Genomic DNA, 25,184 nt, shown 5'->3' with positions numbered 1-25,184 from the left:
TAAATACCATGGAAGTTCAGTTGCACCATTAATTAGCACACCTTGTAATTCTTTGATTGTATCAAGCTTCGCTTTCGCTGCTGCCTGCTGCTTATCGAAATCTCGTTCGAGTTGACGTTTTTCCTTACTTAGAGCAGAACATTTTTGTTGAAACTCTTTAAGGATTGGAGGAAACGCACCCAGAATCCACAATTTATCAAGCAGACTATGGTTATAGTCTACCATTCCAATTTGAGCTTTTAATCTCGTCGCTTTTTCCTGTTTGGTCTTAAGGCGATTTGAAATGTCCTTGTATCGTTCAGAGGTCTCCTGACTCTGTTCCAATTGAGAAAGCTTGGTCGTAAACAACTCTAACGAGTGGGTCTTTTCTTTAATATCTGTCTTGGTTTGACTTATTTCATCAGCTTTATGCTTAATTCTAAGTTCCAATGAACTTGCTTCTTTTGAAACTTTTTCATCAGACTTAATCTGTCTGAGATATGCCGTATTTGCTTTCTGTGCAAATGATGCTGAGAACTCTTCAAGCTTATCGAACTGACGAATATCAGAAAATTTATCTACCAAATCCTTCAGGGCAGTTGGACTGTCAAATACATTAAGCTCAGATTCTCCCTTGAACATACTAAAACGCTGTATGAAGGCATCATAGCATCTGTCGATTAGGGCTTTACCATTAACAGAAACGCGCTCTGAATTATTGGTTTCAAAGCCTCGATACATAAGGGTGCCAACCTTAAATGTATCTTCTCCTGTGCGTTCAAATGAAAATGACTTCTCAACACTCTTCTCACCGTCATGTTCAAATAGCATCGAAACTGTTACTTCATCTGATTCACCGATTTCCAGTTTTGATTTTCTCATTTCTGAAACATGGTCCATACTTCCTTTATCTACAGTAGTATTGAATAACCACTGGAGTGCTTCAAAGAAAGTTGTCTTACCATCGCCATTGTCACCGATAATTAGAGTAAGACCATCCGAAAAGACAAAACGATTATTATCGCCATAGTAGCTCCGGAAATTCTTGATTCGTAATTCCTTTATAATCATACGTTTCTTTTTAAATAGTCATTAATTTCCCTCCAGATTTCGCTTTCCTTTGCGCCATCCTCAGAGCATCTTTTTATAATTTGGGCAACTACATTAATAACGTAATTGTCAGACTCTAAAGCTTGATAAATATTACCGACTTCATAAGCCTCATACTTGCCAAACTTCATTAACTGCTCATCAAGAAGCACTGCTTCGAGCATCTTGTCAAGATTTGATTTGTCCATCTTTAGAATATTGATAGGTTATAGTATGACGTAACGTCTTCTAATTCAGTGTATGCAAAATCTGCATTTTCCGAAAGAATGGCGAAGTCATGAACTCGTTTTAATTCACTTTGTAAGAGGTTGCGCTCCATAGCATAGTTGTCTTGTTCTGAGTTTATTTCAGGCACAACAACTAAGTCATGAATTACAGCCATATGCTTGTCAGGATGTTTTCTCAAGATACGTCCTCGACGCTGAATGAATTGTCTTGGATTACCAGTGCTTGCACAGAATATGGCCATTTCACTACGTGGAACGTCAACACCTTCATCCAAACATTTCATGGAAGTAAGTACTTCAATTTCACCTTCGGCGAATTTGTCGAGTATAATGCCTCTCTCATTGATGCCAGAAACGAACTTTTTTACTGTTGTTTCGTTACTCACATCTAAGACTATCTGAGAATACTTATCAATTAAGTTTTCAGAATAATCATCAGATTCAACATCTTCACGCTTATCATACATATCTGATTGTTCATCGTCTGGGCGTGAACCTTCGGGTACGTAGACTAAGGTGTATTTTAGATTTCCTTTTTCTTTGTATCGTTGCTCTAGGATACTTTTGAAAAGACTATCCTTATTAGACGCTTTATGTATGATACGTTTGCGTTTAAGTAGCAGACGCATTACTATATCGTCATCGGTATTAAAACATCTGCGCTCATTGCTATAGGACTTAGCGAGTTGCGTAGAAATATGCATATACTTAGACATTTCTTCGTCGGTAAGTCTTACTAGATGAGGATAGTAGTAATATCTGCAAAGGAAACCATTTTCAATAGCATCTCTCATGGAGTATTCAAAAGTATAACTTTTTTCACATCCAAAGAAATTCATCACGGCTTTATTTCCGACATCATCGTATTGCCTCTCTGGAGTGGCAGAAAGGCCGATGCGTCTCAAGAATTTAATGCCATTTAACCGGTCTAAGATTCTACCTGCTCCCATATTATGTGCTTCATCAGCAATAAACAGGAGACGTTTTTGAGTTATCTTATTGAAAGACATTAGCTCCTTAAAAATCGCTTCACGGGCAAACGATGCATAAGTAGCTATAATGACATACGAAACGTCTGCGTTATCATTAATCTCTTCTCTGAGTTTAATAGTGCCTATTTCGTCTTTCCATTTTGCATTTTTGGAGCTGACCTTAACAACGTTTTTGAAGTTAAACCGTTTGCATTCTTGCTCCCATTGATCTACGAGAGTTATCGTTGGGACTAAAATGATAGATTTATAAAAATGATACTTCTTGTATATGTTCAATAAGCAATTTAATGAAGTCAATGTTTTACCAGTACCAGTGGCCATAGCAAACAAGCCTTGCTGCTTATTATTCTTCCAATTTTCAAAAGCCTGTTTTTGATATTCTCTTGGCTCAGAAAATGGAAATTTAGGCTCATCAGAATCCTCAACAGAGGGCTTGGATGGAGCCATCTTATCAATCATATCAAGGACTCTTACCTTGGCTTTAGTCAGATATTTACTTATACTTGATGGCAATTCCTTATCAAGAGATTTGCTTATCAAGACATTCTCATCCTTGACGAGCTCTTTAATGTCTTTTTCTGCAAAAGTGGTGGTAATTGCAGTTTTGACTTTGTCGCAGCTCAAGTAGGTGACAGTATCATTGTTGCCTGCGAAGGTGCGATTGAACTCTTCTTGAATATCATTAATCTTAAAAACATCACCTTGACCATCCCAATCACAGAATGCAGTAATGCTCTCTATGTTTTCGATTAGAGCCGTTCGTGAAAAATTGCATGATCCATCAAAAGCGACTCTGTTTAAGCCATCACTAAAAAGGCCACATTTGGCATGTGATATGCCATGACCTTCTTTAGGTGAAACGATTTTAATTTCAATTCTCTCATTTTTTATCAACCAAGCAAGGCATTCAAAAAAGTGCTTATCTCTGTTTGACAATGTATAGCTCAATGACTCCAAGTTAGACAAATCAAAAAATGGAATATTGGTATCCGATTCACTAACCATCATCACGTGCTTATCATCAGAAGAGAGAATATCGTTTATAATCATTCTCATCTTTCCACCTTGATAAAGAAAGCTTGCAAAGCTGTCAGCTAATACATTTATAGCAGAGGAAGAAAAGAAGCCCAAGTACAAATCAAACTGTGTAGCATTACATAGCGCTTCGGAGAAGAAGCCTATTGGTTCCCACTCTGAACGTGATTTGAAACGTCGGCTATCAGGCCATACTACATTCGACTTAAGCATAATGTATCGATATTAAATGAAACAGTTAGCACACATGAGTTCTTCGTCATCATCTAACTGGCCGAGTAAGGTGCCATCACCTTGTTTCTTCTTGGCTTCTTGCTTTTTGATTGCATCCAGTTTGATTTGACGAACACGTTCAGGCTTAATGAGTTCAGAAAGGCTTTCATGCTGATTCCATGTATAGCCATCCTTCTCAAATTCCATAGCCTTCTTGAATAAATCAGGGTGTTGTTCGTATAGCCATATCCATTCTATCTTCTGCTGGTAAAAACAGAAGTAACAACCTGAACGACTACGGCTATAGGTTCCTTTTCTACCATCCACCTCAAATTCAACAGGCTTATAGTATGCAGGAACACCAACACCCGAATCTTCCAAAATTGAGAAGATGTCATCCTTTACAAGAACATCATCGTTGTCTATCAGCGGAAACTCATCTAATTGACCAACAGGTAGGTCTGTCGTCTTCAAATATTCATAGACAGCTTTATTGAAAACCTTAACGTCTATATCTAGAAGTGCATTGAGCTTCTTACTATAATAAAAGTCTCTCGTTAAGGGAGTATCTATAATTTGAAGAACAGAATCAACCAAGTTATCGGGGCATACTTGCTGATAGATTGCTCTAACCTTATCTGTATTCTTTGGACTCAAGAATTGATTGATAACGTCCAAGCTCCAAATATTTTTTCTGAAGGGGAAAATCGCTTGAATGTTAGGCTTTGTAGAGACATAGCCTTCACGCTCCTCGTCACCTCTAATCCCAACGTACGAAATGGTTGGTTCGTCACCCACAAATTTCTCCATTTCTGCGAGTTTCATTTTTTGGGTGTACCATCGTGCTTGAGGTGAAGGAAGGAAGTTACCACTAGCCTTCAAAAAATGTTCAAAAGGCGTTGGCTCAGGGCTACCTTCTGCTGCGCGTAGTCGTGTGATACCTCCTAAATAGGATTCTAGTCGATTGATTAGGACCTCTGTTTCTTCCAGTTCACAACCAGTATCTGAGTTGTAATAATCAACCTTTAAATCCGGATATTTATCCTTCATATATATTGCTAGGGCTGCACTATCTTTGCCACCAGATATGCCCAATATATGTCTTACGTTCATTTTGCCAATTTTTCGTTTAACATTTTAAGTAGCACGCATACATCAAGGTTACTATCACCTGTTAGAAGCGCTTCAATGGACTTTGAAATCTCTTTTGCTTTTGCTTTCTGCTTTTCTGGAAGTCGATACGTTTGAGAGTGTGCCATTCCGTGAGAAGTCGATGCAATCTCAAAATTGAATACTTCATCGGTACCTACATCCATAGACGAAATGGCTACATGACGATCCAATTCATGGAAAAGGAAAATCAAATTGTCAAGTAACGATTCTTCCTCTTTGTCGCGCATCTGAACGAGCTGCTTATCAATAACAACATTACATATTTTCTCATAGAACTCCTTGGGAGAAGCTGAAGGAGCTAATATACGTTCAAGGAACGTGCGACATTTGGTTGTGAGCAGGTGTTTCTTTACATGCATATATCGATTCTCAAGAACCTGTTTGTATGCTTCATACGAGCCTTCCAAAGAAAGTTCATCCTTTACTCGATTTTCGATACGTATTATAGCGTTGTCGTAACAAACATTCAACTCTCTAACAGCTGTCTGAATCTTTTCAAGGTACTGCTCTATGAACTCTTGATTGTTTGTCAATTGTTCACCTTGATAGCCAAATGCTTCGGGCAAATCTCCAAAGAATGCCTTTTCGGGGTCTTTGGCTTGAGCTAATATATCGCGGAACTTTGCCGTTGATACATTTTCGAACTTCCGGGTATTCTTAGCATATTCATTGAGGTTTCTATAATACTGCAAGAATGGTTTGAAAGTCTCAATAAATGATGTAGCACCAAGGGCAGTACCATCATCTTTACGCAAGAATTGACGATATTTCTTGAAAAATTCAATCTTAACACCACTGACATTAAATGCTTTGACAGCGAACTCTGCAGGATGTTTTTGTAGCAGTTCAAAAAACTCCTTAGTTATGTTCATGACGTAAGCGCCATTGCTGTTATAGATAGCAAAATCCTGTTGTTTGATAAACAAGAAAATAGGAATCCAAAAGTCAATTACACCCTGTTTGAGTTTGAAAGGTTGCGCTTTAAGAATCTTAATCAGCTCGCTGACTTTTCTCGGTTTATCTGTTGTTGAAGTGATAAAGTCACAGCATACAGTCCAAAGATCCTTGATGAGTTCATTTTGAGGGTCTCCCAGTATGTAAAGACCATCCTTAGACATCCGATGAATGCCTGTACTTTTGAAAATCGTATAATATATGGTCTTTTCAGGTGGACATGTAGACTCTGCAAAGCCGAATTCTTCCTTATCACTATTATCAATCATAGCATCAAAAAGCTTGACTCTAGCTAATGAAATAGCCGAGCTTAATTTCTGCTTATTGAAAAGCTCATTTCTCAGGATTGGTGTTGAAGAGTACACGTCTTTGCAAACAGTAGAGAGCAGTTTGTTGAGGTCTCTGAAACTTCTAATGTCCTTAATTTCGCCCTTGTATATCCAAGTGCAGTTTTGTGAACCTGATACTAAGGATTCATTAATTACGCTATTAAGCTGTGACTTCTCATACGTAATTTGGCTTTCTATTTCTTTCTTAGCCACACGGTCATCCAGTACCACATTCTCATTAAGATATTGAAGCTTTGCTATTTCATACAGATGCTTGGTAATCTTATCTACATTGGTAAACACTACAAAAATGTTCGCATAGGGCGATTCTTTGGAAATGCGCAACGTTGAAGGTATTCCTTGGTCATCCAAAGGGAATACTAGCTGTACATATCCATCAATATCACTTTGCGGCATAATGGGTTCAGCCTCATTTCTAGCAATATACTCGAAGTAACGGGGTGTACCATTACGATAATATTCTTCGGATACAGCAATAGCTTTTTGCGATAAGTACGGACTCAGATTGCTGATTTCAGCAGCAGGTTTCTGCACGATGTTTGCTGCATTAAAAAGCTCATCTTCCAAGTTTAAATCAGTACCTTCAAAGAGGATATATGAAGACTTGTATGATGCAAATCTGATGATTTTTTGTGCAGTCAACGCATCAATTACCTTCTCCGGGCTCTTAACGGCTAATGCTTTTTGAGCATAAGTTACCAAAAGCTCTTTGCTAATTGACGTGGCTGAGCTACCAAACAAACTAAGAAGACCAATACTTTTGACTATTTTTAAGGCATCAGCAATGTGAGCAGCATGAATAACTCCACTTTCTACACGTTCAATAGCTACGCGCATTGAGGTCCAATTCATAGAGTCTGCATTAGCCTCAGAAAGGAACGAATAGAAATTATATACCAAGTAGTCATAAACCATGGATAGGTTGTAGGTCTCATTTTCTTGAGGTACGAACTCGCTGAACGAATTTGTTCCCTTCGACATCAAGAAAGAAAAGAGAGTTCGCTCATTTTGGCCATATCTTTGGATAGCCTTTGTCATACACATTGCAGAGAATGCGTCTAAGGGGAACAATTTCTTGATAGTCTTTCCGTCAAGTTGCGGCGAGATGAACTTGGTTCGTTTTGCCAGCGCTAGAAGTTCGACCAGAGCTGCTGAATCGCAATTCATCTTTGTGTTTGATATTTGCTCTGCAGCTAGATATAGCAGTTGTTCTACAGGTTCACTGAACACAAGTTCTTTATATCTGCCTTTTACTTTCAGCCATTCATTTCTTTGGCTATCAGTCAATTTACCTGCATAAGCACCAAAGTTTTGGTGAAGAGTGGTCAGAAGAATAATATTTCGAGAAGGTACATTTACAAACTCAGCTAACTTCTGCAAGAAGTACAGTTCTCGTTCTGGATTGTTTTTAGCGGCATGCTCTAATATCTTGCCAAACTCATCCACTACGATAAAAAGAAACTTATTCTCTTTCTTTACTTTAGCATAATATTCTGATAATGCGGTAAAAATATTCTTGGTATCATCAGAACGGTCGCAATGAAGCTTGTCCGCCAATAGATTTGAAAGGGTGCTATAGTCTCCCAAAATATTGAGGCATTCAAAACCTTTGAGGTTTTTGCTAAAAACTGTGTTGTTTTGTATAAGGTAATTAGTGCCTTCCATTAAATCTCTTTCTAAGGCCATCAGATAGCTAGACTTACCTGTTCCGTAAGTGCCAATAATGGAAAAAGAGTGCATGCCGGAATGGAAATTCGATACAAGTTCCCCTGTTACGGCCTGAGCATTAGGTGTAACGATATAATGGAAATCTTTGTCTATTCCATATTCTATGTTGATTGAAGGATTATATTTCATGATTGTAATACATGTCGAGCAAATGAATACTTTCGATATTATCTTTGAAATAGATGTTGCGTATTCCACTATTATCAGAATAAGTGATATAGTCAGGATACAACTCTGCAATATGTCTCACCTTATCTAAAAAGGCTGCTATAGGAATACAGAAAAGCAAGCTTAACTCTTGTATCTTATCAAAAGAAAGTAGCTTGTCTTCATCCCTCATATCACATAAAGCATACAGGATTACAACATCTGGAATAGAATCGGTATCTATTTCCTGAAAGCGATATACTCCCTTTTCGATTTCTCGAATCAGTTCCAGATTAATAAGCAAAGCTGAGTATCTTTCAAGTTGCTTTAAATCATTGGGTTCAATATAACTCTGAAGGAATACATTTATGTCTTTTGAAACAGTATTCTCATTATAGACATTTTTTTGTTCAGGAACACTGCATTTTCTTTTAATGAAAGATAGAAGCTGTACTTTCTCAAACTCTCTTCTTTCACGTTGAAAGTCAATGAATACAAGTTGATATATACTTGCAACTTGAGATTTAACCAAATTATAATGCAATACCCAAAGGGTGGCTATATCCTCACAAAATGGATCTCTACCAGTATTTGTACTGAAGATATATTCAGCTAAATCTGTGAGAACATCTTCTTTTGTCAACGAAAACGCTTTCAGCCAAAATCTAATGGCCGACACCATATTCTTACCGACTCCTAGCTCTACAACAGAGTCTGTATCTGTGAAATGCTTTTTATTACAAATGAAATCATAGCCTTTCTTTAGCCATAATGATTTGCAATGAAAAGACTCATGTCCAGAAAAACTATATCTCATAATGCTTCTTTTGTAGGTCTTAATAATTCGCGAATATCGACATCCAAAGCTGCAGCTACTTTATCAAGTTGCGATAGCGATGGTTGCATCTTATTAGAGCACCAACGAGAAACTGTATTCTCACTCATATCTATTTCTTGAGCCAGCCACCTGCATGTCTTTTTCTTATCTGCAAGGACGGCTTTAATGCGATTTTCTGCCATATTCTGATGATTTTACGCCAATATTAGCGTGATATTCGCTTCAAAAGTAGTAATTTCCTATGAGAATCCCAATAGTTTTTCCTGTTTTTCTTTTTTCCCTCAATTCCGCAGCATTATTCCTTGTGAGGTACTTTTATATATTGAAGTGACATTTTGGGGATTTATCCATTGATATGGGGATTTTCTGGGGTTCTTGGTTCTTGCATAGTCATGAAATCCCCCACCCAAACCAATGGGGAAGTATGAAAAACCACAAAGAAATGATATTTATTCAATGGAGACCTCAGAGTAGTAGGTTTTATTTGTATATAGGTTCAGAACGTTCTGCCTTCCAGTGCGCACCCATTTTGCTGGCACGCTGACAAAATGCAGGATAAAGGCTTTCAGCCTGCTTGTCTTTTTCAATGGCTTGACCTTCTCGCTGATATGACGGACGAGATAGAGATAGAAGTTCTTCAGCATGGCGGTAACCATCATGAAAGCCATGTTCTCAGCCATGAAGGAAAATGGCAGATGTGCCCAGCCGAAGTCATTGTTCTGTATGTCGAAGTTCTTTTCGCTCGCTCCACGCTCATTATAAAATGTAATGATGTCTTTCTCTGTGGATGTCCAGTTATTGGTAAGGATACAGCGGTATGTGTATATCACTCCGAACATATCCGTCTGCTCCCTGCCATCCTTGTCTTTCAAAGGACTACGCTGTACGACAAGCCTGTATGACTTTCCTTCTATTAGGTTGTCCATGCTGATGGATGTGACATCGCATCTCTCATAACCAACCTCAACACTCTTCCCTTCTTTCAGCTGGCGGAAGTCCTCACATCGGCTGTCGCAGTTGGCTGCACGTATATAGAACGTGTTGCAGCGCTGCTCTACGGTTTGGATGATTTCCTTTGAGAACGACCCGCAGTCAGCACGGAAACGCTCTATTACCACACCAAGTTCTGAGGTCACACGGTCCATAATACGACGGAGCGTGTCTTCTTGATGGAATCTCACATTGGTGTTTTCGTCACGATTCTCACCTCCGACTATGATTCCCCCAATGGAAGCCCAACCAGGGAAATAGCCAAAATCCTGCTTGTAAGAATACTTTGCATCGAACTTGTGGGCTGGAATAAACCGGTGGTCAAAGTCTAAGTCAACATGACTGCCCACTTTTATAAGCCCCATTCTTCGTATCATCCGTAAAAGTAAGGTGTTCAACTTTTCTGCTGTGTTGAAACTATACGACTTGTCGGAGGTCTCGCTCTTATAGACAATATTCTTTTCGGCAAGTTCCTTTAGTCCTCGCCCCACAGTGTCGGCACCGGGTAATAGCGTATCAGGTCTCTGCTTGAACTGCCCAATAAGCACATTGATGTCCTCAAGGCATTCTCCACCACAAAGGTAACTGAAGAAGAGAGAGCCGAAAATACTTCCATAACAGAATGCTTTGCCGCTACTTCCACGTTTGCCCAATACAGATTCAGTAAGTTTTTCAAAGCCCAACTTTTGAGAAAACGTCCATAATGTGATAAATTCCACCGAAAGAAGTGATATTCTCGTTTTTAATTGCTACCTTTGTCATGTCAAATTTTTGCTTACTTGCTATGTTTGCAGCACCAAGATAGGTGAAATTTCTGACATATCCAAGTGTTTTGAGAACTTTGTTTCTCAGGCACTTGGAGTTCTCACAAGAATTTATGCTGCGGAATTAAGGCAAACATGGCTTGCCGAAAAACTTGGCAAGAGCTTCAGCATTGTCAATGCCTATGTCTGTAATCGCCGTCAACCAAGCCTTGAAACCCTCTTCCAGATAGCGGAGATACTGGAAATCGAGGCAAAACAACTGATAGAAAATTCGAACTATAATACAAATCAATAACTATGTCAACAATAACAATAAAAAATATAGGCCCTATAAAAGAGGTTGTAGAGATTTCTCTCAATAGGATTAATGTCTTTATGGGACAACAAAGTAGTGGTAAAAGTACCATCGCAAAAATTATTAGTTTTTGTACGTGGGTGGAAAAAGATGTGGCGACAAGTCAATCCCTTTCCGAATATCAAGAAAATAAAACATATTTCAGAGAACGTCTTGAGTCTTTTCATAAGATAAAAGGTTACTTTAATTCTGATAGTTATATTCACTACAAAAGTGAGGTCTTAGATATTGTGTGGGAAAATGAGGAATGTTCAATCTCATGGGTTGATAAATATGCATACAAACGTAGTAAAATAGCTTATATCCCTTCTGAACGTAATATGGTTATTCTTCCTGAAGCAAGAAAATCAGAATTTGGGAATACTAATATTAGAAGTTTCTTGTTTGATTGGTTTGAAGCCCGTAAGAAATATTCAAATGAAAATAATTTATCTGTTCTGAATCTTGGTGTTAACTATTATTATGTTGAAGGAAGTGAAGAAGACCATATTAGAGGTAATAATAATGATGCCGAGTATGATATCCTCTTGTCAAACGCATCAAGCGGGTTGCAGTCTATTACTCCCTTAATTGCAATGATTGAATATTTGACAAAATGGATATATGATGAAGATACTATTTCTTTTGAACAGGATGAAAGAAAACAACGGGTCAACAGAATTCTTGCGGTGGAAAAAGTGTTAAAACCTTATTATGATAAGGATGATTTACCTATAGGAGATATACAAGAACTCGTGAATTCTTTTAACGAAAAACTCCACGAAAAGGAAGAAAAAGCAGTTGAATATTTTGATGACTACAAAACCATATCAAATAGTTTGTTTAAAACAACGAACTCTCAGTTTATTATTGAAGAGCCAGAACAAAATTTGTTTCCAGAAACTCAACGAGATTTGGTGTATTACTTCTTACAAAAGTGTTTGAATAAAGAAGGGAACAGATTAACGCTTACAACACATAGTCCGTATGTGTTATATGCATTAAATAACTGTATGATGGCAGGTTTGGTCAGTAAAAAAATGGAGGCGAATGAATTGGGTAAACTCAAATGTAATTTATCTAAAATCAATCCTTTAGATGTATCTATTTATGAAATCAGAGAAGGTGTTGTAAGGGGTACCATTCAAGGAGAAGATGGACTAATTTCTGATAATTATTTCGACCAGAAAATGAAAGACTTGATGGATGATTTTTATTCAATGCTTAATTACTACGAATAATGATACGAACAAATATACAAAATCATTTCCCTCACCAATTGACTAATGGCATCACCACATGCAGTTCAATATATGTGGCAGACTATACAGAACAAACAAAGCTGGATAAAATTAAACGAGCAGTAGAGTTGATTAAAGGTTCTCCATCGAGCGATATAGACTATTTCACGGTAAACAATCCATGTAATTTGGAGATAGATGGTATTCCTTTCAATAACACAAGTTTTATTCGAGCCAATGGCAGTCCTTTGTCTCAATGTGAATGTGTTATTTATCCTCATAGTGGTAATGATGAGTCTTGGATTCTCTTTCTTGAGTTAAAGTATAGCTGCAAGCCTAAGAACAACGAGAATAATTTAAACAAAGCTCGAAAGCAACTATTTAAAACACAATATTACTATAGGTCTCAAGGTGTTTTCGATAAGAATAATACTTGCTACTTATTAGCTTCGTTGCCTATGCAACGCCCTCCTTTTACTAATATTAGTTTAACCCAACCTTACTTATCAGCAATGAAGAAGAGACATAATGTGGTAATACGATTCCAGAATTCGGTAGAGATCATAGATGATAAGAAAATTAAAGTGTAGCTTAAATGATTTTTTAGTCAAGGAACCTATGATAATTTCCCCAATGTGAGCACTATCGCAACCCCTTTATTGCCGAAGCAATGAAAGTCTTGGGCTATGTAAACCGATTCAGTCGTGGAGTCTACCGAGGCCAGAAGGAGTTGGAAGAAAACGGTAACGGGCAAGCCTATTTTGATTTTTCATTGATTACAGCTTTTCGAGTAGTTGAGAACGTTTCTCAAAAGTATTTTGAAGAGGGTTTTGGAGGAGAAACATCCAAGAAACATCCAAGAAACATCCAAGAAACTATCCAAGAAACTATCCAAGAAACTATCCAAGAAACTACCCAAGAAAGGATTTTATCAGCTATTCAGGCAAAGCCTGAAATTACTCAAAAGGAGTTGGTTCAATCTATCGGCATTACTCTTGACGGCATTAAATATCATATTAAGAATATAACTAAGCAAGGACTCATCAAGCACGAAGGCTCTACAAAGTCAGGTAAGTGGATAATAGAACGTGAAGAATGTAACATCTTAAACAAACAATTAATATGGGAAATTGGATCCTATATAAGGATGGAGATAATATTAATGTGGGTAATGAACTTGCAAGGCAAATAATAGAGAAATTAGCAAAGGAAGTTTCAAAGAGTTTCTATTCCCCAGATACTCCTATTATAAAGAGAGGAGAGCGAACGACAAAACTTTTTGAAGCTCTAACCCTGATGGGGGGGGGTGAAAAAGAATACAAGGTTTATTCCCATTCTCTGTCTAAAGAATTCATGGATAAATATAAAAATGAAAAAGGAGACTCTAAGTTTGTAAATAGAGAATGGTTATACGACTTACTATGGTATAGAGAAGATAACGATGGGGGATATTTTCCTCTAGATTTTCCTCTGATTGTTGAATCCGAATGGGAAAATAGACGCAGAGAGGACAAAAAAAGGAGATCGGTATAGTGGTATCAAATATGATTTTCAAAAACTACTGTTATCAAATACAGGATTAAGATTGATGATTTTCAATATTTCAAAAGAAGAAGAACTAAATCACTTATCCGAGGATTTCAATAACGCAATAACAAAATATACGCCATTGAAAAATGGGGAATTCCTATTTGTAGCTTTTCATGATAAGGAAAAGTCTTTCCATTATTGCTACGAAAAAATAGACGATGCAATATAACCGATTGTTTGCAATCGATTTCAGTAATCATATTTGTACCATGTTATTGCAATTCGCTGTAAATCAATATGTATTTGTTTTGAGGAAGTGAAATAAACCTCTCACAGAATAGTAGTCGCAGCAGTCCCGCTTGGATTGCTGCGATTTTATGTTTCAGAATTTTGATATGAAAGATAAAAAAACAGAAACCTCCAATAACGAATTGCGGGAAAGAAAGACAGATAAAGAGCTATTGTGTCAGTTTGAGCAGTTGCCTAAGCAAGATTTGCGTCCCACTTTTATGGATATTTGTAAATATCCGAATAGCAGATTCGAAGAAGTGTGTAGCAGAATCTTGCAGTTCTATTTCAATCCCTTTGCAGAACATGGGTTGCATGATTTGTGGTTGTCTGCATTATGGCGTGTTTCAAGGCAAGGTGAGAATCTGCCTTTCTATAATAATGTAGAATGTGTTACAGAAGAGTATGCTGAAGACAAGAGAATTGATATTGTTGTTAAATCAGAGGAGTTTGTTATTGCGATAGAAAACAAGACCACGGCCGGCTTGTATAACCCACTGGAAGTATACGCCAAGCACATACATGAAAACTATGCTGATAAGAAACATCAGATATTATTGGTTTTATCTGTTTTTCCCTTATTAGATTCCAACAGTAAGGAACGGATGAAACATAATGGATTTCGTCCCGTCCTTTATAAAGACCTATTTTCAGAGGTTCATAAGGAGTTGGGCAGCTACATGATGTCCTGCGATCAGAAATATCTTACTTATATGATTGATTTTATGAAAACAATAGAGAACATGGATGATATAAACAGCAAAAGAGAGTTTGATTTCTTTATGCAGAATAAAGAAAGTATAGAAGGACTTATTAATCGCTACAATAATTTCCAAGCAGGTATTCGCCCACGACAAAAGGAGCAAATCGTCTCTATAGCGGAGAGGGCAAAAGAAAGAACTAAAGCAGGATGGTGGATATGGGAAGGATGGGATTTAGGATTTTCCTTTAACGACAAAACTAATCGTATAGGTATAGAGTCAAGTTATGAAGCAACAGAAAAAGGATATTGTGGAGAGTTCCATATTTATATAACAACATGGGACAAGTCAAACTGGTTCCCATACAAGGAAGCTGTTCTTGAAGCTTTCCCCAACTATATAAAATTAGATGAGAATCGCGGAAAACGTACTTATTTGCATCTTCCAATTATAGATGGGGATAAAACAGAAGAGATTGTCAATGCTCTTGTTGATGCATATGACAAGATGAAATCAATAACAGACAAAATTCATTGATGTTCCTATTAAGTAGGTGTTCGAAATGAGTTGAAACAAAGAGGGTAGCAAAGTAGAGAAAATATACTTATCTTGAAAGTACATCGAGGAAGTGAAGTACCCCCCTCTTTTCTTATTCCTTCCCTTTATTCTGCCCAGTGCTTCGCAGCGCTTGGGGATTTTTTGAAAAATAAGGGCGTAAGGGGAAAAGTTGTCTCTGAATCGTGCAAACTCCGTCAGATCACGTGCAATCTATAATTCAAGGTTTGGTTTATGTAATTCAAGGTTTGGTTTATATAAACCAAACCTTGAATTATAGAATTTCCTTGTCGTAATGAAGTTTCCGACGTTCGTGGCGTACTTTTTGCGCCTTGTAAACCAGAAAGAAGGGGAGGGATACCCACGCTTCGCAATGAGAAAAATTAATGTTTTGCCCATAAAATCGCGCGCTTCTCTTTGGTCTGCCAGCAAACTTTGTGTACCTTTGCGCATGAAAATCAGGTGGGGGATTGTCCCCGACCTATCCCAAACAACACTACTTACAATGAATGCTATTCGTTTAGAACTCGACAATGCCACCCGGTTTCTCGCGGCCGGTGTGCTCGATGAAGTGAAAGCCAACGTGCCTGCCGCACAGCAGGCGCTCGAAAATCAAACCTGCCCCGGCCACGATTTCCTCGGATGGATGCACCTGCCCAGCAGTATCACCCCGCAATTCTTGGGCGAAATCAAAGCCTGCGCCCAAACCCTGCGCGAGCACTGCGACACCATCGTGGTGGCCGGCATCGGCGGTTCCTACCTCGGTGCGCGCGCGGTGATTGAAGCCCTTGGCAACCAATTTGAGTGGCTCACCAACGATGGCAAAAATCCTGTCATCCTCTTTGCCGGCAACAACATCGGTGAAGACTATCTCTACGAACTCTGCGACTACCTCCGCGGCCGCAAATTCGGCGTCATCAACATCTCCAAGAGCGGCACGACCACTGAAACTGCGCTCGCTTTCCGTCTGCTCAAGAAGCAATGTGAGGAGCAACGTGGCAAGGAAGTGGCGCAAAAAGTCATTGTGGCCGTGACCGATGCCCAGAAAGGTGCTGCCCGCGTCACCGCAACGCAAGAGGGCTACGCTTCGTTCGTCATCCCCGACAACGTGGGCGGCCGCTTCTCGGTGCTCACCCCCGTGGGCCTGCTCCCCATCGCCTGCGCCGGTTTCGACATCGATGCCCTCGTCAAGGGTGCATCCGACATGGAAGCACAATGTGCCGGTGAAGACAACATGGCCACGCAATATGCCGCCGTGCGCAACGCCCTCTATCGTGCTGGAAAGAAGATTGAAATTCTCGTGAACTTCCAACCGAAACTCCACTTCATGAACGAATGGTGGAAGCAACTCTACGGCGAGAGTGAGGGCAAGGACGGTGTGGGCATCTTCCCCGCCGCTGTGGACTTCACCACCGACCTCCACTCGATGGGACAATGGATTCAAGAGGGCGAACGCAGCATCTTCGAAACCGTCATCTCCGTGGAGAAGCCCCGCCACACCGTACTCTTCCCCCACGATGAAGAAAACCTCGACGGCCTCAACTTCCTGGCCGGCAAACGCGTGGACGAGGTGAACAAGATGGCCGAACTCGGCACTCAGCTGGCCCACGTGGACGGTGGTGTGCCCAACCTGCGCATCGTGATGCCCGAACTCAACGAGTACTACCTCGGTCAACTCATCTACTTCTTCGAACGGGCCTGCGGCGTGAGCGGTCTGCTGCTCGACGTCAATCCCTTCAACCAACCCGGTGTCGAAGCCTACAAGAAGAATATGTTTGCCCTCCTCGGCAAGCCCGGCTATGAAGCCGAAACGGAAGCCATCAAGGCCCGCCTCTAAGCGCAGAGGTGACCCTATATATAAAGCCATCGGTGCGTAGGAACACAACGTTCTTACGCACCGATGGCTTTTTCGATGGGCGACAAACAGGTGGGCAGGCCGTGACAAGCACAGCGACCGGGAGGGGAGCAGGCGAGCAGTTCAGCGGTCGGTGAGGCGGAACACGCGGATGCCGAGGGTGTGGGGGATGCGGTTGAGATAGTCCTGCAAGGTGCGCTCGTCTTCGATGACACGCTTGCGGTCGCTCGAAGCGTGGAGCATGTGGAGGCGACCGTCGGCCCCCCATAGTGCCAGGCCCTGGTGGGAATAGTCGAGCCCGGCCTTGCTGGTGACGATGGCAATGACGTCGCCGTCGTGGATGGCCCCGAGTTCGCGGCGGCTCTTGCCGAGGTGGTGCTTGGGAATGAAGCGGCCCACGCGGCCGGAGTACCGGCGCTCAAGGGCAGCGATGCTGTCGACCCACTCGGGGTGCGCCCGCAGTGCAGCGTAGGCTTGCGGATGGGTGCTCATGTAGTTGAGGCGCACGTTGAGCGGCTGCGTGAGGGCGGCAGGGAGCACCACTTCGGCCACGGTGCCACGGCCCGTCTGCTCCTTCATCCAGAAAGAAAGGTAGTGGAGGCGGGAGAGATAGCCGTCGGTGCGGCCGTCGAAATAGCGCAGGCGGCGCAACGAGCGGCAGTAGTCGGTAAAGGCGGTTTCCCTACGGCGGCGCGTCCAGGCCAAGGCGAGGGAGGTTTCGACCAGTGTGGCGCAGTCCAGTTCGCGGAGGTTGACCACCAAGCGCTCGGGATCGCCCGTTTCGAGGGTGAAGGAGACGTAGGGCCGACCTTTGAGGCAGCGGGCAAAGTCGAGCGGCGAGAGCAGGGTGGTGTCGGCCAACAGTCGCTCCACCTGCACGGAGTCGGCAGGCGAATAGTGGGCATCGGCAGTGGGAGGCACAGTGGGGTGGTGGCAGCCCACGCCCACAAGAGAGAAGAGGAGGAGAAGTGTGAGCATAACATTCAAGGGGAGGGAAAGGAAAAAGGTCAGAGTGGGTCGACATCGAAATAGAGGCTGACGCGCTTGAAGGCATCGACGTTGAGGAGGCCTTGTCGGGCGGAGAGGAGGATGTTGCGCACATCGGCGGCGGAGTAGCGGGTGTCTACCTTGAGGAGGAGTTTGCGGATGTGGAGCATCTGCACGAAGCCCACGGCTGGGCGGTCGGGGCCGAGGAGGTCGTCGCCGAAGTAGGGGCGGAGCATACCGGCCAGGCTGCGGGCTGCGGCGGCCACGGTGCGCTCTTCGCGGTGTTTGAGGAAAATGGCGATGAGGCGCACGGCAGGAGGAAAGCGGAAGATGCGGCGGTCGGCCATCTCGGATTGGTACATCGCCTCGTAGTCACCTTCGACAATCCAGCGGACGATGGGCAGGTCGGGCTGCCGCGTCTGGAGGATGACCGTGCCCTGCGTCCCGCGGCGACCGGCGCGCCCTGCCACCTGGGTGAGCATCTGGAAGGAACGCTCGTGTGCTCGGAAGTCGCACTGGTTGAAGAGTTGGTCGGCATTGAGGATGCCCACGAGGGTGACGCCCTCGAAATCGAGCCCCTTGGTGACCATCTGCGTGCCGACGAGGAGGTGGGTGTGTCCACTTTGGAAGTCGCGGATGATGCGTTCGTAGGCCGAACGTGAGCGGGTGGTGTCGAGGTCCATGCGTCCGACCCGGGCTTGGGGAAAAGTCTTCTCCACGGCCGTTTCAATCTTCTCGGTGCCGGCCCCGATGTCGCGCAGGTCGGCCTGCTCGCATTGGGGGCAATGGGTGGGAATGTCGTAGACCGCACCGCAGTAGTGGCAGACGAGCTTGTGGATCTTCTGATGCAGGGTGAGAGAGACATCGCAGCGGTTGCAGGAGGGCGACCATCCGCAGGAGCGACATTGGACAACGGGGCTGTAGCCGCGGCGGTTGAGGAAGAAGATGGCCTGCCGTCCGGCCTTGAGCGCGGCCTCGGTTTCCTCGATGAGGCGGGGGGAGAAGGGCGTGGTCATCTGCTTCTTGCGCCGTAGCTCGGCGAGGTTCTCCACCAGGATTTGCGGCAGACGGACGTCGCCGAAGCGAGTGTTGAGCTCCACCAGTCCGTATTTCCCCTTTTGGGCGTTGGTGTAGCTCTCCACAGAGGGCGTGGCCGTGCCCAGGAGCACTTTCGCGCCCTGCCGGTGGGCCATAAGGACGGCTACGTCGCGAGCATGGTAGCGGGGGGCAGGGTCCTGCTGCTTGTAGGAAGTCTCGTGCTCCTCGTCGACGATGATGAGGCCGAGGTTGCGATAGGGGAGGAATAGGGCGGAGCGCACACCGAGGATGATGGGAAAGGCGCGGTCGGTGAGCTGCCGCTGCCAGAGTTCGACGCGTTCGTTGTCGGGAAACTTGGAGTGGTAGATGCCCAGCTGCTCACCGAAGTATCTGCCCAGGCGGTCGGTGATTTGAGTGGTGAGGGCAATTTCGGGCAGGAGATAGAGCACCTGTCGTCCCTCGGCGAGGGTGCGTTGGATGAGTTTGGTGTAAATCTCCGTTTTTCCGCTGGACGTTACCCCTTTGAGGAGCACCACCTCGTGGTCATCCCAACTGCGGACAATCGCGTCGTGAGCCGCCTGCTGGGCTTCGCTCAGGGGGCGGTCGAGCCATCCGGGCAGGGCTTTGTGGGTCTTCAGGCGGCCCACTTCGATGTTGATGCGCTCCAGGATGCCGCGCTTGACGAGGGCGGCGAGGGCTGGTGCGGCGTTGTCGCCGAGGCGTCGGATGAGGTCGTTGCGGCGTACGTCGGCGATGAGGTGGGGATTGTCGAGGGTGAAAGCGGCCGCGGCACCGGCGAGTTCGGCAAAGGTGATGAGGGCTTCGTGCTGCCGCGGGGAGCGACTGAGGGCCTGGAAGGCAGCATTGAGCCGGGTCTCGTCGCGGTAGGCCGTGGGAAGGTGGTATTGCAGTTCGGTCTTCGTCTTGAAAGCCTGACTCACGCGCTCTTCGACCTCGATGACGCGACTTTCGACCAACCGCTTCACGGCCGACACCACTCCCGGCCGACCGACCGCCTTGCGCACATCGGCCAACGACTGCGGCCGGGCGGCGAGCGTGCGGACGACGGCGCGCTCCACCTCGCCGAGGTCATCGTCATCGAAGTCGGTGCCTTCGGTCACGGCAAAGAGGGTTTCGCTCTCCAGTTTGAGCCCCGATGGCAGGGCGGCTTTCATCACTTCTCCGGGATGGCAGAGGTAGTAGTGGGCCATCCAGCGCCAGAGGTCAATCTGGTTTTCGAGCAGGAGTGGCTCGGCGTCCACGAGTTCTTCGATGTCTTTGAGTTGGTCGGCCGCCAGAGGGGGGGCGTCTTGGTGAAGGCGGAGGACGATGCCGGTGTAGCGTTTGGCCTTTCCGAGCGGAACGACCACGCGCGAGCCCATCTCCACGCGCCCTTCGAGGAGCGGCGGGACGCGGTAGGTGTAGGCACCGGGGACGGCGAGGGGGAGGACGATGTCGGCAAACATGTGGGGTGGGGATTTTGGAGAAGAAACGGGGGGAAGATGATATCATATTTGGGCGAAAATGATATCATCTTGTTTTGGGCCTTCCGGCAGCGGATTTCAAATACGGCGGCATATTGGTGCGAAGGGAGCGGAAGGTCAGTCCGGAAGGAGGCGGAAGGAGCGGCGGTGGAAGGGGGTGGGGCCGTGCTCGGCGATGGCGGCGCGGTGCTCGCGGGTGGGATATCCGGCGTTGCGCACCCAGCCATATTGCGGATGCTCCCGGTGGAGGTCGGCCATGTAGTCGTCGCGGTAGGTTTTGGCCAGAATGGAGGCGGCGGCGATGGCGAGGTAGCGGGCGTCGCCCTTGACGAGGGTAGCGTGCGGCAGGGGCTCGGGGAGGAGGGAGAGGTCGGAGCTGTCGAGGGTGGCGCCGGGGCGGTAGGGGTGGAATCGGTTGCCGTCGACGATGACAAACTCGGGGCGCACTTTGAGGCGGTCGAGGGCGCGGTGCATGGCCAGAATGGAGGCGTTGAGGATGTTGATTTCGTCGATTTCCCGAGGCGACACCACCCCCACCGCCCAGGCCAGCGCATCGCGCTCCACCTCCCGTCGCAGGGCGTAACGACGGGCGGCGGTGAGTTGTTTGGAGTCGTTGAGCGAAGGGTTGCAGTAGTCGGGCGGCAGGACGACGGCGGCGGCATAGACCGCACCGGCCAGACAGCCACGGCCGGCTTCGTCGCAACCGGCTTCGAGCAGGCCGCGGGTGTTGTAGAGGGGAAGGAGGGACATGGACTGAGGCGTTGAGGTGGGTGGGGTGCTCAAACGCGCCCTGTGGCAGTGGGCACAGGACGCGTTGAGGCAGTGAGGTGTCGGGTGTCGACTCAGATGATGACGGCTGTTCCGCTGGCGGTGACCATGAGCATCGAGCCGCTTCCGCCGACAGTTTCGTAATCGAGGTCGACACCGACCACGGCGTTGGCACCGAGACGCTCGGCTTCTTGTTGCAACTCGCGCAAAGCGGCATCTTTGGCTTCGCGCAGCACGCTTTCGTAGGAGCCGGAGCGACCGCCGATGACATCGCGGATGCTGGCGAAGAAGTCGCGGACGAAGTTGGCGCCGATGATGCTTTCGGACGTGACGATGCCGAGGTATTGCACGACAGGACGTCCTTCGATGGTGGGGGTGGTGGTAAGGAGCATAGGTTGGGATGAAAGGATTTGAAAAAAAAGCGGTACTCAGAACATCCGGACTACGCGGCGGAGCGCATCGACGAAGGTATCGACCTCCTCTCGGGTGTTGTAGAGCGCAAAACTGGCGCGGGCCATTCCCTCCACTCCGCAACGGGCCATGAGGGGCTGGGCGCAGTGGTGGCCGGTGCGGATGGCGATGCCGAGGCGGTCGAGGAGCGTGCCCAGGTCCATGGGGTGGAGATGGCCCACGTTGAAGGCCACGACAGAGGTTTTTGCGGGAGCTTCGCCAAAGAGCCGTATGCCTTCGATTTCGCAGCTCAACCGCTCCATGCAGTGGCGCGTGAGGTCGTCTTCGTGGGCGGCGATGCGCTCCATCCCGATGGCCGATACGTAGTCGAGGGCGGCGGCCAGACCGTGTGTGCCGACATAGTCCGGCGTTCCGGCTTCAAACTTGAAGGGCAGTCGCTCGTAGGTGGTCCGTTCAAAGGTGACGCGGGCGATCATCTCGCCGCCGCCTTGGTAGGGGGGCATCTTGTCGAGGAGCGCTTCCTTGCCGTAGAGCACGCCAATGCCGGTGGGGCCGTAGATCTTGTGGCCGCTGAAGACGAGAAAGTCGCAGTTGAGCGCTTGCACGTCGACGGGGAAGTGGGGCACGCTTTGGGCGCCGTCCACCAGGAAGTAGGCGCCGGCATCGTGGGCGATGCGCGCCATTTCGGCCACGGGGTTGATGGTGCCGAGGACGTTGCTCACGTGGCAGCAGCTCACCAGTCGGGTCCGGTCGGTGAAGAGGGCGCGGTAGGCGTCGAGGTCGAGCACGCCGCGGTCGTCCATGGGGATGACCTTGAGGACGATGCCCTTCCGCTCGCGCAGCAGTTGCCACGGCACGATGTTGGAGTGGTGCTCCATCGTGGAGAGGATGACCTCATCGCCCGCTTTCAGAAAACCTTCGCCGAAGGAGGAGGCCACGAGGTTGAGGCTTTCGGTCGTCCCCCGGGTGAAGACGATTTCGGCCGTGGAACGGGCGTTGATGAAGCGCCGCACCGCCTCGCGTGCCCCTTCGTGCAGGTCGGTGGCGCGCTGGGAGAGGAAGTGCACACCGCGGTGCACGTTCGCGTTGGTTTCGTAGTATTGCGCCGTCATCGCTTCTACCACGCAACGCGGCTTCTGGGTGGTGGCGGCGTTGTCGAGGTAGACGAGCGGACGGTGGTAGACTTCGCGCCCAAGGATGGGGAAGTCGTCACGATAATGTTGCATGATGGGGGGAGGGAAAAGTCGGATTGCTCAGGCCTTGCCAAGGAATCCGAGAGAAATGTTTAGCGAACGGACGAGCATCCCTCGCACGACGACTGGCAGTGGCAGAGTTCGCCGCGGAAGCGCTGTTCGACCAGGTAGGAGAGACGTTCGCGCAACGGGTCGAGGTGGACGCGCTGCAGCACATCGTTGATGAAGGCGTGCTGGAGGAGCAGACGGGCCTCCTTCTCGGGGATACCGCGCTGGCGGAGGTAGAGCAGAGCGCCTTCATCGAGTTTACCGACCGTCGAACCGTGGTTGCACTTCACATCGTCGGCATAAATCTCCAGCATCGGCTGCGAGTGCACTTTGGCCGTGGGCGAAATGCAGATGTTGGCACTTGTCTGTTGAGAGAGCGTCTGTTGTGCACCGGGACGCACGAGCACTTTTCCGGCAAAGGCGGCTTCGCTTTCGCCGTCGAGCACATATTTGTAGAGCATATCGGAGGTGCAGGCTTCAGCCACGTGGTCAACGAGGATGCTGTTGTCCACGCGCTGGTGGCTGTCGGCAATCACCGCTCCTGTGGTTTGGCAGTGGGCACCGCGACCGAGGAGGCGGGCATTGACCATCGTGCGCGAAACTCCGGTGAGCAGGGCGATGGCGTTGATAGAAACGCGGCTGTCGGCCTCTTGCTCCACGTAGATGTTGGAGAAGCGCGTGTTGTGGGCGTGTGTCTCTTCGAGCGTGTAGAGGTTCACCTCGGCTCGGGGGGCGGTGAAGATTTCCGTCACCTGCGTACTGAGGTAGCGGTGGGTACCTTCGGCATGTTCGCAAAAGAGGAGGTCGATTTGACTGTCTTCCTCGGCCACTACGAGCACGCGGCGGTTGGACATGAAGTCGGTATCGGCCGAAGCGCGGAACACCACTTGCAGCGTGCGGTCGCACTTCACACCAGGGGCAACGTGCACAAAGATGCCGTCTTGCGCCAGTAGCGTGTTAAGCATCGTGACGGCATCGCGCTTGATGCGGTCGGTGTGCTTGTGGGCATTGGCCGGCTCTTGGGCGGCGGCTTGGTGGTAGTAGCGCGCCACGAGGTCGGGGTGGTGCTGCGCGGCTTCGTTCAGACTCATGATGGTGACGCCCTCGGGCAGCACGACATCGTCGGCCAATGGGCACACCACATCGTTGTTGACGTGCATCAGGAAGGTGTGCAGCGCCGGTACGCGGCAGGAGGGAAGCATCTGTTCGCCCGGCAGGGCATACCGGTGCAGGTTGAGACCAAAGTCGGGCGAGAAGGCCGCTTCGGCATCGGTGTACTTGTAGCGCTCCACGCGGCGGGTGGGCAGCGGAAGGTGAGACAAACATTTGGCCGCCTCGGCACGCCGGGCGTTGAGTGGCGCACTGCTGTTCTGCTCTATCAGCGCACGTTGTTCGCGGTAGAGGTCAAGATATTGTTGGACACTGGACATGGGCAGACGAATTTATTGGGCTTCCACTTCTTCTTTGATCCAGTCAAAACCGCGGTTTTCGATTTCGTAGCCGAGGGAGGCATCGCCATCTTTCACAATGCGACCTTTGACCAGTACGTGCACGAAGTCGGGCTGGAGATAGTCGAGCATCCGCTGGTAGTGCGTAATCACCATGGCCGAGGACTGAGGCGTACGCAGTTGTTTGAACCCTTCGGCCACAATGCGGAGGGCGTCGACATCCAGCCCCGAGTCCGTTTCGTCCAGGATGGAGAACGTGGGTTCGAGCACCGCCATTTGGAAGATTTCGTTGCGTTTGCGCTCGCCGCCCGAGAAACCTTCGTTCACCCCACGGCTCATGAAGTGGGCATCCAATCCCACGAGTTTGCGCTTTTCGCGAAGGAGTTTGAGGAAGTCGGCCGCCCCCATCGGTTCTTGTCCGAAGTATTGGCGTTTGGCGTTGATGGCCGCGCGCATAAAGTTGGTCATCGACACTCCGGGGATTTCAATCGGCGCTTGGAAGGACATGAAGATGCCTTCGTGGCTGCGGTCTTCGGGCGAGAGGTCGAGCAGGTTTTTTCCGTTGAAGATGATTTCGCCTTCCGTCACTTCATATTTAGGGTTGCCTACCAGCACATTGGACAGGGTGGACTTGCCGGAGCCGTTGGGGCCCATCAGCACGTGCACCTCTCCATCGCGGATGGTCAGATTGACGCCACGGAGTATTTCTTTGCCTTCTACTGCGGCATGCAGATTACGTATTTCGAGCATTTTTGTTCTGTTTTGTTCTGAATAGAGTTGATTGTGCAAAGTTACTCATTTCT

The 25,184-nt window shown here is 46.8% G+C and carries 21 protein-coding genes and 1 pseudogene; 7 read left to right on the top strand and 15 right to left on the bottom strand.

The window, feature by feature from the left end; genetic code table 11:
• The 8 genes and pseudogenes from H8527_RS02125 to H8527_RS02090 all read right to left on the bottom strand — a co-directional run.
• A partial coding sequence (locus H8527_RS02125; RefSeq protein WP_187545154.1) for an AAA family ATPase occupies positions 1-1,050 on the bottom strand: 1,050 nt, incomplete at its 3' end.
• Positions 1,047-1,277, bottom strand: a complete 231-nt coding sequence (locus H8527_RS02120) for a hypothetical protein (RefSeq protein ID WP_187545153.1) — start codon at positions 1,275-1,277, stop codon at positions 1,047-1,049. The genes H8527_RS02125 and H8527_RS02120, both read right to left, overlap by 4 nt.
• A gap of 2 nt (positions 1,278-1,279) precedes the next feature.
• Positions 1,280-3,556: a DEAD/DEAH box helicase family protein gene (locus H8527_RS02115; RefSeq protein WP_187545151.1), complete on the bottom strand. Its 2,277-nt coding sequence runs from the start codon at positions 3,554-3,556 to the stop codon at positions 1,280-1,282.
• A gap of 12 nt (positions 3,557-3,568) precedes the next feature.
• Positions 3,569-4,669, bottom strand: coding sequence for a phosphoadenosine phosphosulfate reductase (locus H8527_RS02110; RefSeq protein WP_187545149.1), 1,101 nt, complete (start codon positions 4,667-4,669; stop codon positions 3,569-3,571).
• Positions 4,666-7,890 carry a hypothetical protein gene (locus H8527_RS02105; RefSeq protein ID WP_187545147.1) on the bottom strand — a complete coding sequence of 1,075 codons (3,225 nt, stop codon included), beginning with the start codon at positions 7,888-7,890 and terminating at the stop codon, positions 4,666-4,668. Before H8527_RS02105 ends, H8527_RS02110 begins: the two co-directional genes overlap by 4 nt.
• On the bottom strand, positions 7,880-8,725 hold the full coding sequence (locus H8527_RS02100) for a DUF4007 family protein (protein WP_187545145.1): 846 nt from the start codon (positions 8,723-8,725) through the stop codon (positions 7,880-7,882). The genes H8527_RS02105 and H8527_RS02100 overlap by 11 nt, the downstream gene beginning before the upstream one ends.
• Positions 8,722-8,928, bottom strand: a complete 207-nt coding sequence (locus H8527_RS02095) for a helix-turn-helix domain-containing protein (RefSeq protein WP_187545144.1) — start codon at positions 8,926-8,928, stop codon at positions 8,722-8,724. Before H8527_RS02095 ends, H8527_RS02100 begins: the two co-directional genes overlap by 4 nt.
• Positions 8,929-9,195: 267 nt before the next feature.
• A pseudogene (locus tag H8527_RS02090) lies at positions 9,196-10,498 on the bottom strand (IS1380 family transposase).
• Positions 10,499-10,609: 111 nt separating this feature from the next.
• Between H8527_RS02090 and H8527_RS02085 the strand changes: the two are divergent.
• The 7 genes from H8527_RS02085 to H8527_RS02055 all read left to right on the top strand — a co-directional run bounded on the left by H8527_RS02085 (position 10,610) and on the right by H8527_RS02055 (position 16,986).
• Positions 10,610-10,795 carry a helix-turn-helix transcriptional regulator gene (locus tag H8527_RS02085; protein WP_187545183.1) on the top strand — a complete coding sequence of 62 codons (186 nt, stop codon included), beginning with the start codon at positions 10,610-10,612 and terminating at the stop codon, positions 10,793-10,795.
• A gap of 2 nt (positions 10,796-10,797) precedes the next feature.
• Positions 10,798-12,075 (top strand): hypothetical protein, encoded by a 1,278-nt coding sequence (locus tag H8527_RS02080; protein WP_187545142.1) that lies wholly within the window; start codon positions 10,798-10,800, stop codon positions 12,073-12,075.
• Positions 12,076-12,149: 74 nt separating this feature from the next.
• Positions 12,150-12,665 (top strand): hypothetical protein, encoded by a 516-nt coding sequence (locus H8527_RS02075; RefSeq protein WP_370539213.1) that lies wholly within the window; start codon positions 12,150-12,152, stop codon positions 12,663-12,665.
• A gap of 80 nt (positions 12,666-12,745) precedes the next feature.
• Positions 12,746-13,267: a winged helix-turn-helix transcriptional regulator gene (locus H8527_RS02070; protein WP_255498487.1), complete on the top strand. Its 522-nt coding sequence runs from the start codon at positions 12,746-12,748 to the stop codon at positions 13,265-13,267.
• A complete protein-coding gene (locus H8527_RS02065; protein ID WP_187545138.1) occupies positions 13,198-13,608 on the top strand; it encodes a hypothetical protein in 411 nt (136 codons plus the stop codon). Before H8527_RS02070 ends, H8527_RS02065 begins: the two co-directional genes overlap by 70 nt.
• Positions 13,609-14,000: 392 nt before the next feature.
• Positions 14,001-15,131, top strand: coding sequence for a PD-(D/E)XK nuclease family protein (locus tag H8527_RS02060; protein ID WP_187545136.1), 1,131 nt, complete (start codon positions 14,001-14,003; stop codon positions 15,129-15,131).
• Positions 15,132-15,654: 523 nt separating this feature from the next.
• Entirely contained in the window at positions 15,655-16,986 is a 1,332-nt protein-coding gene (locus H8527_RS02055; protein ID WP_187545134.1) for a glucose-6-phosphate isomerase, read from the top strand.
• Between the two features lie 141 nt (positions 16,987-17,127).
• On the opposite strand, the gene H8527_RS02050 is transcribed toward H8527_RS02055, so the two are convergent.
• From H8527_RS02050 to sufC, 7 genes are all read right to left on the bottom strand, one after another.
• A complete protein-coding gene (locus H8527_RS02050; RefSeq protein WP_187545132.1) occupies positions 17,128-17,982 on the bottom strand; it encodes an N-acetylmuramoyl-L-alanine amidase-like domain-containing protein in 855 nt (284 codons plus the stop codon).
• 29 nt (positions 17,983-18,011) lie between these two features.
• The gene (gene priA / locus H8527_RS02045; protein WP_187545130.1) at positions 18,012-20,495 is read right to left on the bottom strand and encodes a primosomal protein N'; all 2,484 of its coding nucleotides are present in this window, start codon (positions 20,493-20,495) and stop codon (positions 18,012-18,014) included.
• Between the two features lie 135 nt (positions 20,496-20,630).
• Positions 20,631-21,263, bottom strand: coding sequence for a ribonuclease HII (locus H8527_RS02040; protein WP_187545128.1), 633 nt, complete (start codon positions 21,261-21,263; stop codon positions 20,631-20,633).
• Between the two features lie 92 nt (positions 21,264-21,355).
• Entirely contained in the window at positions 21,356-21,673 is a 318-nt protein-coding gene (locus H8527_RS02035; RefSeq protein ID WP_187545127.1) for a heavy metal-binding domain-containing protein, read from the bottom strand.
• A gap of 36 nt (positions 21,674-21,709) precedes the next feature.
• Positions 21,710-22,918 carry a cysteine desulfurase gene (locus H8527_RS02030; protein WP_187545125.1) on the bottom strand — a complete coding sequence of 403 codons (1,209 nt, stop codon included), beginning with the start codon at positions 22,916-22,918 and terminating at the stop codon, positions 21,710-21,712.
• Positions 22,919-22,977: 59 nt separating this feature from the next.
• The gene (locus H8527_RS02025) at positions 22,978-24,363 is read right to left on the bottom strand and encodes a SufD family Fe-S cluster assembly protein (RefSeq protein WP_187545123.1); all 1,386 of its coding nucleotides are present in this window, start codon (positions 24,361-24,363) and stop codon (positions 22,978-22,980) included.
• Between the two features lie 12 nt (positions 24,364-24,375).
• Complete coding sequence (sufC, locus tag H8527_RS02020; protein WP_187545121.1) at positions 24,376-25,131, bottom strand: Fe-S cluster assembly ATPase SufC; 756 nt, start codon at positions 25,129-25,131, stop codon at positions 24,376-24,378.
• Positions 25,132-25,184 lie beyond the last annotated feature (53 nt).

The sequence above is a fragment of the Alloprevotella sp. Lung230 genome, assembly GCF_014385435.1.
Taxonomy (GTDB): domain Bacteria; phylum Bacteroidota; class Bacteroidia; order Bacteroidales; family Bacteroidaceae; genus Alloprevotella.
This window is presented reverse-complemented; position numbering and strand designations above follow the sequence as displayed.

Coding starts and splice junctions, on each gene's coding strand:
- H8527_RS02070 (WP_255498487.1), top strand. CDS start 12,746: ATGAAAGTCTTGGGCTATGTAAACCGATTCAGTCGTGGAGTCTACCGA.
- H8527_RS02060 (WP_187545136.1), top strand. CDS start 14,001: ATGAAAGATAAAAAAACAGAAACCTCCAATAACGAATTGCGGGAAAGA.
- H8527_RS02055 (WP_187545134.1), top strand. CDS start 15,655: ATGAATGCTATTCGTTTAGAACTCGACAATGCCACCCGGTTTCTCGCG.
- H8527_RS02065 (WP_187545138.1), top strand. CDS start 13,198: ATGGGAAATTGGATCCTATATAAGGATGGAGATAATATTAATGTGGGT.
- H8527_RS02120 (WP_187545153.1), bottom strand. CDS start 1,277: ATGGACAAATCAAATCTTGACAAGATGCTCGAAGCAGTGCTTCTTGAT.
- H8527_RS02105 (WP_187545147.1), bottom strand. CDS start 7,890: ATGAAATATAATCCTTCAATCAACATAGAATATGGAATAGACAAAGAT.
- H8527_RS02095 (WP_187545144.1), bottom strand. CDS start 8,928: ATGGCAGAAAATCGCATTAAAGCCGTCCTTGCAGATAAGAAAAAGACA.
- H8527_RS02110 (WP_187545149.1), bottom strand. CDS start 4,669: ATGAACGTAAGACATATATTGGGCATATCTGGTGGCAAAGATAGTGCA.
- H8527_RS02025 (WP_187545123.1), bottom strand. CDS start 24,363: ATGTCCAGTGTCCAACAATATCTTGACCTCTACCGCGAACAACGTGCG.
- H8527_RS02115 (WP_187545151.1), bottom strand. CDS start 3,556: ATGCTTAAGTCGAATGTAGTATGGCCTGATAGCCGACGTTTCAAATCA.
- sufC (WP_187545121.1), bottom strand. CDS start 25,131: ATGCTCGAAATACGTAATCTGCATGCCGCAGTAGAAGGCAAAGAAATA.
- H8527_RS02035 (WP_187545127.1), bottom strand. CDS start 21,673: ATGCTCCTTACCACCACCCCCACCATCGAAGGACGTCCTGTCGTGCAA.
- H8527_RS02030 (WP_187545125.1), bottom strand. CDS start 22,918: ATGCAACATTATCGTGACGACTTCCCCATCCTTGGGCGCGAAGTCTAC.
- H8527_RS02080 (WP_187545142.1), top strand. CDS start 10,798: ATGTCAACAATAACAATAAAAAATATAGGCCCTATAAAAGAGGTTGTA.
- H8527_RS02050 (WP_187545132.1), bottom strand. CDS start 17,982: ATGCTCACACTTCTCCTCCTCTTCTCTCTTGTGGGCGTGGGCTGCCAC.
- priA (WP_187545130.1), bottom strand. CDS start 20,495: ATGTTTGCCGACATCGTCCTCCCCCTCGCCGTCCCCGGTGCCTACACC.
- H8527_RS02040 (WP_187545128.1), bottom strand. CDS start 21,263: ATGTCCCTCCTTCCCCTCTACAACACCCGCGGCCTGCTCGAAGCCGGT.
- H8527_RS02100 (WP_187545145.1), bottom strand. CDS start 8,725: ATGAGATATAGTTTTTCTGGACATGAGTCTTTTCATTGCAAATCATTA.